The sequence below is a fragment of the Polaribacter sp. Asnod1-A03 genome, assembly GCF_045063585.1.
Classification (GTDB): Bacteria; Bacteroidota; Bacteroidia; order Flavobacteriales; family Flavobacteriaceae; genus Polaribacter.
In genome coordinates, this window is the sequence record NZ_JBEFOE010000009.1 from 1,571,929 (window position 1) to 1,584,092 (window position 12,164).

At 30.7% G+C, this 12,164-nt stretch carries 10 protein-coding genes, 2 tRNA genes and 1 riboswitch; all 12 genes read right to left on the reverse strand.

Features of this window, described 5'->3' with window-relative positions; genetic code table 11:
- Nucleotides 1-64 precede the first annotated feature (64 nt).
- The 12 genes from ACJJVY_RS07395 to epsC all read right to left on the reverse strand — a co-directional run bounded on the left by ACJJVY_RS07395 (nt 65) and on the right by epsC (nt 12,157).
- On the reverse strand, nt 65-424 hold the full coding sequence (locus ACJJVY_RS07395; RefSeq protein WP_405606440.1) for a phage holin family protein: 360 nt from the start codon (nt 422-424) through the stop codon (nt 65-67).
- Between the two features lie 187 nt (nt 425-611).
- Nucleotides 612-685, reverse strand: a tRNA-Asp gene (locus tag ACJJVY_RS07400).
- Between the two features lie 130 nt (nt 686-815).
- Nucleotides 816-889, reverse strand: a tRNA-Asp gene (locus tag ACJJVY_RS07405).
- Between the two features lie 63 nt (nt 890-952).
- Nucleotides 953-1,873: a DUF58 domain-containing protein gene (locus tag ACJJVY_RS07410; RefSeq protein ID WP_405606442.1), complete on the reverse strand. Its 921-nt coding sequence runs from the start codon at nt 1,871-1,873 to the stop codon at nt 953-955.
- A gap of 1 nt (nt 1,874) precedes the next feature.
- The gene (locus ACJJVY_RS07415) at nt 1,875-4,439 is read right to left on the reverse strand and encodes a M1 family aminopeptidase (RefSeq protein WP_405606444.1); all 2,565 of its coding nucleotides are present in this window, start codon (nt 4,437-4,439) and stop codon (nt 1,875-1,877) included.
- A gap of 79 nt (nt 4,440-4,518) precedes the next feature.
- Complete coding sequence (gene trxA, locus ACJJVY_RS07420) at nt 4,519-4,836, reverse strand: thioredoxin (RefSeq protein WP_215993585.1); 318 nt, start codon at nt 4,834-4,836, stop codon at nt 4,519-4,521.
- A gap of 203 nt (nt 4,837-5,039) precedes the next feature.
- Nucleotides 5,040-5,996, reverse strand: a complete 957-nt coding sequence (metF, locus tag ACJJVY_RS07425) for a methylenetetrahydrofolate reductase [NAD(P)H] (protein WP_405606446.1) — start codon at nt 5,994-5,996, stop codon at nt 5,040-5,042.
- Nucleotides 5,997-6,317: 321 nt separating this feature from the next.
- Nucleotides 6,318-8,993: a methionine synthase gene (gene metH / locus ACJJVY_RS07430; RefSeq protein ID WP_405606448.1), complete on the reverse strand. Its 2,676-nt coding sequence runs from the start codon at nt 8,991-8,993 to the stop codon at nt 6,318-6,320.
- Entirely contained in the window at nt 8,993-9,274 is a 282-nt protein-coding gene (locus ACJJVY_RS07435; RefSeq protein ID WP_405606450.1) for an antibiotic biosynthesis monooxygenase family protein, read from the reverse strand. The genes metH and ACJJVY_RS07435 overlap by 1 nt, the downstream gene beginning before the upstream one ends.
- 5 nt (nt 9,275-9,279) lie before the next feature.
- Nucleotides 9,280-10,293 carry a homocysteine S-methyltransferase family protein gene (locus ACJJVY_RS07440; protein WP_405606452.1) on the reverse strand — a complete coding sequence of 338 codons (1,014 nt, stop codon included), beginning with the start codon at nt 10,291-10,293 and terminating at the stop codon, nt 9,280-9,282.
- Between the two features lie 52 nt (nt 10,294-10,345).
- Nucleotides 10,346-10,449: riboswitch (SAM riboswitch) on the reverse strand.
- A gap of 60 nt (nt 10,450-10,509) precedes the next feature.
- Nucleotides 10,510-11,397, reverse strand: a complete 888-nt coding sequence (cysM, locus tag ACJJVY_RS07445) for a cysteine synthase CysM (RefSeq protein ID WP_405606454.1) — start codon at nt 11,395-11,397, stop codon at nt 10,510-10,512.
- A gap of 1 nt (nt 11,398) precedes the next feature.
- Nucleotides 11,399-12,157, reverse strand: a complete 759-nt coding sequence (gene epsC / locus ACJJVY_RS07450) for a serine O-acetyltransferase EpsC (RefSeq protein WP_405606456.1) — start codon at nt 12,155-12,157, stop codon at nt 11,399-11,401.
- Between the last annotated feature and the right edge of the window lie 7 nt (nt 12,158-12,164).

Below are 12,164 nucleotides of genomic sequence, written 5' to 3' on the forward strand. Positions count from 1 at the left end.
GTGCAAAATTAATCATTTTAATTGATTGCACAAATGTTAAATACTTCTATTTCAGTAATGTTATTTAGTTCTTTACAACCCCTTTATCTTCTTTTAGTAATGAGAATAATACAGACCTAAAAAAGGAAAGTAAAATACTGAATAATAACGCTGCAAAGAAGCCAGAAACAGCAAAACCGTCTATTAATTTATCTGCTAACAATATAATACATGCGTTTATTACAAAAAGGAACAATCCTAAAGTTACAATGGTTGCAGGTAAAGTAAAGAAAATTAAAAGAGGTCTAATAAACATATTTAATAATGCAATTACTACAGCTACAATAATTGCAGATGAATAACCTGCTACAGAAATTCCTGGTAAAATATTAGCCAAAACAATAACTGCCAAAGCCGTTAATAAGATTTTTAAAAATGTCTTCATACTATTTTAATTTTACTAACTAAAAGCCAAAACTATACCAAGTCAAATAATCTGCTTTTTTGTCAGACTATATATATAACAAATCTTTTTTACTGAAAATATTTCCGATAAGTTGTCTTTAATATCATAAACTAATGTTTAAAAACTAAAAAAGCCTAACAATCAAAAATGATTATTAGGCTTTTTGCGGTCTGGACGGGACTCGAACCCGCGACCCCCTGCGTGACAGGCAGGTATTCTAACCAGCTGAACTACCAGACCGTTGCTTTTAGCGGATGCAAATATAGTATTTTATTTTAACACAAGACGATCTTTAACATAAAAAAAGTATATTCTTTAATTTCCAAATTTTTAACACAAAAAAAGCATCTCAAAACTGAGATGCTTTTTGCGGTCTGGACGGGACTCGAACCCGCGACCCCCTGCGTGACAGGCAGGTATTCTAACCAGCTGAACTACCAGACCGTTGCTTTTAGCGGTTGCAAATATAATACTTATTTTAATATTTGCAAGCGTAAAATACAAAAATTAAATATTTTTTCTTCTACTGATTAAATAAGCTGTCAAAACCTCATTAAAGCCTTTGTGTATATCAATTGGCACATAATCTATTTTAGATTGTAAACACCTATTTTTTAAAGTTTTAAAATAGCTAAGAATCGATTCTTTATATTTTTCTTGAATATTTTCTGCAAAAACATTTATTTCTTGTCCAGTTTCTACATCAACAAATTTTTTGGGTGCATTATCAAAATTAAAGTTTAATTCGGTTTTCCCATCAAAAGTATGAAACAAAACAACTTCATGTTTGTTGTATTTTAAATGACGTAAAGCTTCAAATAATTCATCATGGTCTTTTGTTGTTTGAAACATATCCGTAAATAAAAAAATTAAAGAGCGCCTATGTATCTTTTCGGCAATTTCATGCAAATATTGATATGTTTCTGTTTTTGCTTCAGATTTAGAAACCATTAACTGTTCTAATTGATGTAACAACATTTTTCTATGACGCTCACTGCCTTTTTCTGGCGCATAATATTCATACTTATCAGAATAAATACTTAAACCAACGGCATCTCTTTGTCGCTTTAAAATTTCCATTAAAGAAGCTGCTGCAATTGCAGAATAAACAACTTTATTTAAATTATCAACAGTTTGCTTTTTTACAACAGGATAATGCATTGAAGCAGAATTATCAATAATGATATGACACCTTAAATTGGTTTCTTCTTCGTACTTTTTTGTATAGAGTTTTTCTGTTTTTGCAAACAATTTCCAATCTATATGTCGTGTACTTTCTCCTTTGTTGTATAATTTATGTTCAGAAAACTCAACAGAAAACCCGTGAAACGGACTTTTATGAATCCCTGTTATAAAACCTTCTACTACTTGTTTTGCAAGTATGCCTAAATTTTTTATTTCTGATGATTTTACTTCGGATAAATTCATACTACTTTTTAATACTTTGAGCTCTTGTTAAATTATCTGTAGTCTGTAATAATTTTGTCAATAAAATTGGATTGTAATCCGGATTTACTTCTAAAAATTCTTCTAAAACAACGTTTGCTTCTTTAGAAGAGTATTGACCAATTGAACTCGCCAACCATCCTTTAGGAAAGAAAATATCACCAGTTAATTGTACTTCTTCTAACTTGTCTAAAACCGATTTTAAGTGTTTTATTGCTGATTTTTGTCTTAACGGATGATGAATATTACCCAATGCCGTTTGTACCCAAGATTCGTTTGCTCTGTTTTCTTTTTGCAAAAGCGATTGCATAAAATTATCTCTAACCTTTTCATCAGAAGATAAAGAAGGTAACAACCATTTAAAACGATTTAATCGATCGTTATTAGATATTTTTGTTTGCTGCTCTTGTAAAATTTCTGGTGTTTTTGGATGTTCTAAAATTGCCAACTTCATTGCTAAAGACGTAAAATCATTTTCATTTAAAAACAAATTATTAATTTGCTTCTTTTTATTCCAAATTTGATATAAACTTTCTTTGCCTTCTGCGGAAATTGCAATAGATTGGTACAAGCCAAAAAGGGTTCTCTTTATATTTTTAGAAACATTACTTTCTAATAATTTTAAAACTTCTTTTTCTGTTTTTTGTTGAATTTCATTTTGTTGTTCTTCTGTTAAAAATGTCCAAAAAATAGACTGAATTCTTCCTGATAAATAATTCGTTATTAATTCGTTTTTCTCTTCTTTAATTGCTGATAGATAAACATTGTAAATTTCTAACGGAGTAACTTCTCCAATCAACATATTTTCATACAAATTAATAAATTGATATCCTCTAGAAACGTCATCACTTATATATTGATAAGCATCTATTTCTTTCTTATAAATAGGAAAAACGCCGTAACCAAATCCGTTTGTATTGTATAAAACTTGTCCTGGTTTAAAATCTTTTGTTGCGGATGTAATATCAAAAGATTTTCCCATATTTTTTATATTGATATTTTTCACATAACCTCTGGCATCTTTTAATTGAATTCTAAAAGATTGTGTCCAAATTTTTTCTGAACCGTCTTCTGCATTTTGATAAATAATAAACTTGGTTACATTTCCTTTTTCGTTTAATTCTACTTCTTCTGTAAAAATTGGTCTTCCAGAAGAATTTACCCAAACATCACTCCAATTTTTAATATTTCCTGGAGATTTTTCATCTAAAATAGTCACCAATTCTTCCCAATCTGCGTTTGAGTTTTGATACTTTTTAATATATTCTTGAATTCCTGATTGAAAAGCTTCTTCCCCAAGTAAATATTCTAACTGACGCATCATAATGGGCGCTTTGTTATAAATGATTCTTCCGTATAAAGAACCTGCATTTTTTAAATTATCTAAGTCTTGACGAATCGCATTTGTTCCTTTTGTTCTGTCTTCGGAATATGCACTTGGGTAATGCGTCATCATAAAATTTAAATCGTGATTTACATCTGGAAAAACCGGATTCATAATTTTATCTGCCATAAAATTGGCAAAAACTTCTTTCATCCAAACATCATTAAACCAACGCATGGTTACCAAATCTCCAAACCACATGTGCGAAGTTTCGTGTGCAATTAATTTTGCTCTGCTTAATTTTCTGTTTTGAGTCGCATTTTTATCTAAAAATAGCGATGATTGTCTGTATTGAATTGCCCCAACATGTTCCATTCCTCCGTATTGAAAAGGCGGAATTGCAGCAAAATCCATTTTTTGAAATGGAAATTTTACTTGTGTATAAGCTTCTAAAAAATCTATTGAATTTTGATGAATATTAAATACTTCATCAACACTTTCTGTAATCTTTTCTTTGTTATTTTCTCTGTATAAAAAGCGCATATCAAACGCTCCTGGGTTTTTAGTTTCTTCTGTAAATTTACCTGCTACAAAAGAAAACAAATACGTACTCATTAAATCTGACGTTGCAAAAGTATGCTCTATAAAATCATCAATTTGCAAACTACTTTCTTCGAAACCACCTGCAAGAACTTGCCATTCTTTTGGTGCTGTAATTCTTAAGTTATACTTAGCTTTAATATCTGGTTGATCAAAACAAGGAAACAACGTACTTGCTCTGTCTGGCACCAATAAAGTGTATAAAAAATCTTCATTTCTATTCAATGATTTTTCTCCTGCATCAAAAAATATTTCAACAGAATTATCGCCCAGAACTAGTTTTGTTTTATCAATAATTACATGTTCTTTTTGATGATTAACAACTGTTGTTTCTTCATTTATTTTGATGGATTTTAACTTTAAAGCATCTTCATTAAAATCTAAATACACATCATTTTCTAAATCTTTAACCGTAAAATTTATTACTAATTTAGAGGGAATCGGATTTTGTTTTTCTACAGGAATTTGAAAATCTAAATTGTAAACAACATCAGCAATTTGTTGTTTTCTGTATTTTGCTAATTCGTAAGAGATTCCTTTTTCTAATTTTACTTTATCATCTTGTTGTTTATCACAAGAAATTAAAAGAAAAAAACATGCAATTAATGAGCAATAAAATTTCATATAAAAAGTTTAGATTCTAAAAATAAAAAAAGGTTTGACGTTAGCCAAACCTTTATCTTATTTAAAATGTTAATACTACTTATATAGCAGCATCAATTTTACCTGTATATACATTTTTAGGCGCAACACCCACTTGCTTATCTACAACTTCTCCGTTTTTAAAGATTAAAACAGTTGGTATATTTCTAACACCATATTTAGCTGCAAACTCTTGATTAGCATCAACATCTACTTTACCTACAACTGCTTTACCTTCATATTCTGCATGAATTTCATCAACAATTGGTCCAACCATTCTACAAGGTCCACACCAAGCAGCCCAAAAGTCTACTAATACTGGTTTGTCTGATTTTAATACTACTTCATCAAAATTTGCGTCTGTTATTTCTAATGCCATTTTTATATTTTTAAATTGTTATTTCTATTTTGAACTACAAAAGTAAACAATTTATTTACTTTCAATATTTTAAAAAAATTACTTTTTACTATTTGTCTATAAATTGTCTTTATGCTTACAACTAAAAATTCATCAAAAAACGGCTCTTTTAAACCTTTTTTCTGATGAATTCTTAAAATTAAACTTGTAAAAAAACCACTTTCTTAAAATAATTCTGATGCAATTTTCTGAATATTATCACTTTTACCCATCGAGTAGTAATGTAAAAAAGGCACACCTGCTTCTTTTAACTCTTTAGATTGTTGAATTGCAAACTCGATACCAACTTGTCTTACCGCTTTATTATCTTTACAACCTTCTACCGCTTCAATTAAATCTTCTGGTAAATCAATTTTAAAAACTTGTGGTAATATTTGTAAATGACGTTTTACAGCCAAAGGTTTAATACCTGGTATAATTGGCACTGTAATTCCTATTTCTCTTGCTTTTTTAACAAACTCGAAATATTTATTATTATCAAAAAACATTTGCGTTACTACATAATCTGCACCCGCATCCACCTTTTGTTTTAAACGTTTTAAATCTGTATTTAAAGAAGGAGATTCCATGTGTTTTTCTGGATATCCTGCAACACCTACACAAAAATCATAATTATGTTCTACTTTAATATCATCATGTAAATATTTCCCTTTATTTAAGTCAGAAATCTGTTGCACTAATTCACTTGCAAACGCATTTCCACCTTGTGTTGCTTTAAAATAAGATTCATCTTTTCTTGCATCTCCTCTTAAAGCCACCACGTTATCTAAACCTAAATAATGGCAATCTACCAAAACATATTCTGTTTCTTCTTTTGTAAAACCTCCACATAATAAATGCGGAATTGCATCTACTTTATATTTGTGCATAATGGAGGCACAAATACCTACAGTTCCAGGTCGCATTCTGGTTATTTTTTTATCTAAAAGTCCGTTTCCTTTGTCTACATAAACATATTCTTCTCTAGAAGTTGTTACATCTATAAAAGGTGGATTAAATTCCATTAATGGATCTATATTATTATATAAATCTTGAATATTTTTCCCTTTTTGAGGTGGAATTACTTCAAAAGAAAACAATGTTTTTCCGTTTGCTTTTTTTATATGATCTGTAACTTTCATTGATGCTGAATTTATTTCAGTATTTAATAGAAATAAGCAACAACCAATGCAGTAATCGATAACAATAAAAATTGAAGAAGAAATTTTAGTTCTACTCTATATTTTCTCATTTTTTAAATTTTCTGCAAAAATGTGCTTTCCTATTATATTATTTATGATTTTAAATGTAACAAATTGTTAATTTAATGTTTTATTCGTTTTTTTGTGCGTTTCCTTTCAGGTCGCGCTTTACACTATATCTTTTTGCAAAAAAAGCAAAAAGGATGCCGTTTCAATCGCTAACGCTGCTTACTTAGCAGCTTTTTGCAATATCAAAATATGTTACTGATCTGCAATATTTGGGTGTAACCATTTTCTTGCTTTCTCTTTGGTTATTCCTTTACGTTCAGAATAATCTGTAACTTGATCATCAGTAATTTTACCCAAACCAAAATACTTTGCTTCTTTATTTGCAAAATAATAACCAGAAACTGCAGCTGCTGGCCACATTGCCAAACTTTCTGTTAAAGTAACTCCTATTTGTTTTTCTACATCTAGCAAATCCCAAATCGTTTCTTTTTCTAAATGATCTGGACACGCAGGATATCCTGGTGCAGGACGAATACCTTTATAGCTTTCTTTAATCAAATCATCGTTAGATAAATTTTCTTCAGAAACATAGCTCCAGTGTTTTGTTCTTACTTGTTTATGCAAATACTCTGCAAAAGCTTCTGCAAAACGATCTGCAATTGCTTGTGCCATAATTCCGTTATAATCGTCTTCTTTTGCTCTATAACTATCCGCCAATTCTTGTGCTCCAAAAATACCGACACAAAAAGCACCTATATAATCTGTTTTTCCTGTTTCTTTTGGCGCAATAAAATCTGCTAAAGCATGATTCGGAATTCCTTCTCTTTTCTTTAATTGCTGACGTAAGGTTCTAAAAATAAATTCTTCTCCTCCTTTTTTCTGAACAAGAATATCATCTTCATTTATAGAATTTGCTTTAAACAAACCAAAAATTGCTTTTGGTTTTAAAAGTTGTTTTGCAATAATTTCTTTAATCATTGCTTGTGCTTCTTCATACATTATTGATGCTTGCTCACCAACCACCTCATCTGTTAAAATAGCAGGAAATTTACCATGTAAATCCCAACTTCTAAAAAACGGACTCCAATCTATAAAAGGCAATAATTCTTTTAAACTTAACTGCTCAAAAGTCTGAATTCCTAATTCTTTAGGCTTTACAATCTCAGAAGTTTCCCAATCAATTTTATATTTACGTTTACGAGCTTCATCAATAGAAATGTATGATTTTTCTTTGCCTCGTTTTAAGAACTTGGTTCTAAATTCATCATAATTTTTCTTTAAATCAGCTACATAAGCATTAGAAGTTTTCTTATTTAATAAATCTCCCACAACTGTTACCGCTCTAGAAGCATCATTTACATGCACAACCGCATTTTTATATTGTGTATCAATCTTAACCGCAGTATGTGCTTTAGAGGTTGTTGCACCACCAATTAGCAAAGGCAATTCAAAATTTTGACGTTGCATTTCTTTTGCTAAATACACCATTTCATCTAACGAAGGCGTTATTAATCCACTTAAACCAATAGCATCTACACGCTCTTCAATAGCAGTTTGAATTATTTTTTCTGGCGGAACCATCACTCCTAAATCTACAATTTCGTAGTTGTTACAAGCCAAAACAACACTTACAATATTTTTACCAATATCATGTACATCACCTTTTACAGTGGCCATTAATATTTTACCAACAGGTTCTTGCTTATCGCCTTTTTCTGCCTCTATAAATGGATTTAAATATCCTACTGCTTTTTTCATTACACGAGCAGATTTTACTACTTGTGGTAAAAACATTTTTCCTGCTCCAAATAAATCTCCAACTACATTCATACCCGCCATTAAATTACCTTCAATAACTTCAATAGGCGCTGTAGCTTGTAATCTTGCTGTTTCTACATCTTCTATAATAAAAGCATCAATACCTTTTACCAAAGCATGTGTAATTCTGTCTTGTATAGAACCTTCTCTCCAAGTTAAATCTACCGTTTTTTCTTTTTTAGAACCTTTTACAGTTTCTGCAAAATCTAATAATCTTTCGGTAGCATCTTCCCTTCTATCAAGAATTACATCTTCTACATGTTCTAATAAATCTTTTGGGATATCATCATAAACCTCCAATAAAGCAGGGTTTACAATTCCCATATTCATACCTGCTTGAATTGCATAATATAAAAACACTGTATGCATTGCTTCTCGTACTCCATTATTTCCTCTAAAAGAAAACGACACGTTACTTACACCTCCACTAACAGATACATTTTCTAGGTTTTCTCTAACCCAACGTGTTGCTTCAATAAAATCGATGGCATTTCTTCTGTGTTCTTCCATTCCTGTTGCTACAGGAAATATATTTAAATCGAAAATAATATCTTCACTTGGAAAACCAACTTCATTTACCAAAACATCATAAGAACGTTGTGCAATTTCTATTCTACGTTCGTAATTATCTGCTTGTCCAACCTCATCAAAAGCCATTACAACAACTGCTGCTCCGTAGCGTTTTATTAGTTTGGCTTCGTTAATAAATTTTTCTTTTCCTTCTTTTAAAGAAATTGAATTTACCACACATTTACCTTGTACAACTTGTAAACCAGCTTCAATAATTTCCCATTTAGAGCTATCAATCATCATTGGAACTCGACAAATATCTGGTTCTGCCGCAATTAAATTTAAGAAACGAACCATCGACGCTTTTCCATCAATTAAACCATCGTCCATATTAATGTCGACAATTTGCGCACCTCCATCTACTTGATGTCTTGCTATATCTAGCGCTTCATCAAACTTTTCTTCGTTAATTAACCGTAAAAATTTACGAGAACCTGCCACATTTGTACGTTCTCCAATATTTATAAAATTGCTGTTTTCGTTTAGAATTAAAGGCTCTAAACCTGACAATTTCATGTATTTTGATTGCTTTATCTTCATTACTTGTAATGTTCTACTATTGGAAAAGGTTTATAAAAATGATGTAATAAATTTTTCCAGTTTTGATATTCTTTCGATTTTCTAAATCCGATTTCGTGATCTTCTATAGTTTCCCAATTGACTAACAAAATATATTTATTTTCATCCTCTATACACTTCTTTAAATGATGAGAAATGTATCCTTTAGCTGATTTAATAAATTTTTCTGCTTCTTTAAAATTAATCTCGAAATCTTTAGAAAGACCTTCTTTTACATTTAAAATTGCAACTTCTAAAATCATATAAATTAATGAATTTCTGAAACAATTTCAGAATGAGCTCTTGGTTTATATTTGGCTGCAATATTTGCAATTACATTAATATGATCTGGACTTGTACCGCAACAGCCACCAATAATATTTATAAGATTCTTTTTTAAATATTCTTCTATTTGCTCTCCCATTTCTTCTGGAGTTTCGTCATATTCTCCAAAAGCATTTGGCAATCCTGCATTTGGATGTGCAGAAATAGCAAAATCTGTTTTACTTGCAATTGCTTCTAAATGTGGTTGTAATAAATTGGCTCCTAAAGCACAATTAAATCCTACAGATAAAAGTGGAATATGAGAAACTGAGATTAAAAATGCCTCTGCTGTTTGCCCTGACAATGTTCTACCAGAAGCATCAGTAATTGTTCCACTTAACATCGTTGGAATTTCGATATTTCTCTCGTCTTTTACTTCTTCGATAGCAAACAAAGCTGCTTTTGCATTTAAAGTATCAAAAACAGTTTCTACCAATAACAAATCTACACCTCCATCAACTAAGGCTTCAATTTGTTGTTTGTATGCGATTCTTAATTCATCAAAAGTTACAGCTCTGTAACCAGGATCATTTACATCTGGAGACATACTTGCTGTTCTATTTGTTGGACCAATAGAACCTGCTACAAAACGTGGTTTGTGTGGCTCTTTTGCAGTAAACTCTTCTGCAACTTCTTTGGCAATTTTTGCTGATTGATAATTAAGTTCGTATACCAAATCTTCCATTTGGTAATCTGCCATAGCAATTGTAGTTCCAGAAAACGTATTGGTTTCTATAATATCTGCACCGGCTTCAAAGTATTTACCATGAATGGTTTTTATTGCTTTTGGCTGCGTTATTGACAATAAATCGTTGTTACCTTGTAGAGGTGTTGGATACTCTTTAAAACGTTCTCCTCTAAAATCTTCTTCCGTAAATTTATAAGCTTGTAGCATGGTACCCATTGCACCATCCAAAACCAAAATTCTTTCTTGTAAAGCTTTGTATATATTTGACATTCCTGAAAATTAATTTTTTATGTTATCAGGAAAAGAAGAATTGTTGTTCTTTCCGTTATCTCTCTGTTTATTCCAGTAGAAATTAGCACCTTCTTTAAAAGTAAAGGGTTGCCAAGGCTTCCTTGGGTCTAATCCCTCAACCTTTCTTGATAACAATATTAAATAAATGAACTATGCTCGCTGCAAATTAACGAACTTTTTTTTTGTTTTTATAATTTATTCAAAGATATCTGATGATAAGTAACGATCTCCTCTATCACAAATAATAGCAACTATAACACCTTTTTCTATTGATTTTGCAACTTTTAAAGCTGTTGCTACAGCACCTCCACTACTCATACCTGCAAAAATTCCTTCTTCTTTTGCCAACCTAATTGTCATCTCTTTTGCTTCTTCTTCACTAACTTCTAAAACTTGATCTATTTTTTTAGGTTTAAAAATTGCTGGCAAATATTCTTCTGGCCATTTTCTAATTCCTGGTATTTTAGCACCATCTTTAGGTTGTGCTCCGATAATTGTAATGTCTTTATTTTGTTCTTTTAAATAATCTGAAACACCTGTAATTGTACCAGTAGTTCCCATTGCAGACACAAAGTGTGTTACTTGACCTTCTGTATCTTTCCAAATTTCTGGTCCAGTTGTATTATAATGTGCTTTCGGGTTATCTAAATTATCAAACTGATTTAATCTAAAATATCCTTTTTTGTACTTTAATTTTAAAGCATGATCAATAGCTCCTTCAATACCATTTTCAGCAGGAGTTAAAATTACTTTTGCACCATAAGCACGCATAGTTTTAACTCTTTCTATAGTTGAGTTTTCTGGCATCGTAATTACCATATTTACACCTAAAACCTTTGCCATTAAAGACAATGCAATACCTGTATTTCCACTAGTTGCTTCTACTAAAGTATCGCCTTTTTTAATATTATTTCTCTTTATGGCTTCAGAAATCATATAGTAAGCAGCTCTATCCTTTACACTCCCTCCAGGATTATTACCTTCTAATTTTAATAATAAGGTAACACCTTCCTTCTTTAGAATGTTTTTTGCCTCTACAAGTGGTGTATTTCCAACAAAATCAATGATACTTTTAGTCTTCATCTTAATTTCTTTTTTGAAAAATATTATTTTCTGATTGCACTGTTACTATTGAATTTTCTGCAATTGATTCTGTTACGCAAACATTTGCCCCAATAACAGAATTTTTACCGATAATTACATCTCCTCCTAAAATTGTTGCATTTGCATATATTACAACTCCGCTTTCTATCGTTGGGTGTCTTTTGGTTGAAGCTAAACTTTTTTTAACTTGAATTCCTCCTAAGGTTACCCCTTGATAAATAGATACATTATCTTTAATAATTGTAGTTTCTCCTATTACAATACCTGTTGCATGATCTATAAAAAACGAATTTCCTATCTCTGCTCCTGGATGAATATCTGTACCTGTTTTACTATGTGCAAACTCACTCATTACTCTTGGTAAAACAGCAACTTCTTGTTGTAATAATTGATGACTTAAACGATACACTGCAATAGCATAAAACCCAGGATATGCTAAATAAATTTCTTCTAAACTTTTAGCTGCTGGGTCATTTCTTTCTGCAGCAATTGCATCTAAATCTAACTTTTTTCTGATATCTAAAAAAGAGGCTTCAAATTCTTTCCAAATTTCCTCACCTTTTTCGATAGATAATCTTTCTAAAATTTTAAGAAACTTTTGTTTATTTTTTTCTCCTTTTTCCGCAAGATGTTGCTCATCAAATAAATTATTAATGAGTTCTTTTGTAAAATCCTCTACAGCATCTCTTAAGCACATACTGTAATTTTTAAACACAACTTTTTCTTCTATCAAATTCATTAAAGTG

Coding starts and splice junctions, on each gene's coding strand:
- ACJJVY_RS07410 (WP_405606442.1), bottom strand. CDS start 1,873: ATGAATTTATCCGAAGTAAAATCATCAGAAATAAAAAATTTAGGCATA.
- trxA (WP_215993585.1), bottom strand. CDS start 4,836: ATGGCATTAGAAATAACAGACGCAAATTTTGATGAAGTAGTATTAAAA.
- metF (WP_405606446.1), bottom strand. CDS start 5,996: ATGAAAGTTACAGATCATATAAAAAAAGCAAACGGAAAAACATTGTTT.
- ACJJVY_RS07435 (WP_405606450.1), bottom strand. CDS start 9,274: ATGATTTTAGAAGTTGCAATTTTAAATGTAAAAGAAGGTCTTTCTAAA.
- ACJJVY_RS07415 (WP_405606444.1), bottom strand. CDS start 4,439: ATGAAATTTTATTGCTCATTAATTGCATGTTTTTTTCTTTTAATTTCT.
- cysM (WP_405606454.1), bottom strand. CDS start 11,397: ATGAAGACTAAAAGTATCATTGATTTTGTTGGAAATACACCACTTGTA.
- metH (WP_405606448.1), bottom strand. CDS start 8,993: ATGAAGATAAAGCAATCAAAATACATGAAATTGTCAGGTTTAGAGCCT.
- epsC (WP_405606456.1), bottom strand. CDS start 12,157: ATGAATTTGATAGAAGAAAAAGTTGTGTTTAAAAATTACAGTATGTGC.
- ACJJVY_RS07395 (WP_405606440.1), bottom strand. CDS start 424: ATGAAGACATTTTTAAAAATCTTATTAACGGCTTTGGCAGTTATTGTT.
- ACJJVY_RS07440 (WP_405606452.1), bottom strand. CDS start 10,293: ATGTCAAATATATACAAAGCTTTACAAGAAAGAATTTTGGTTTTGGAT.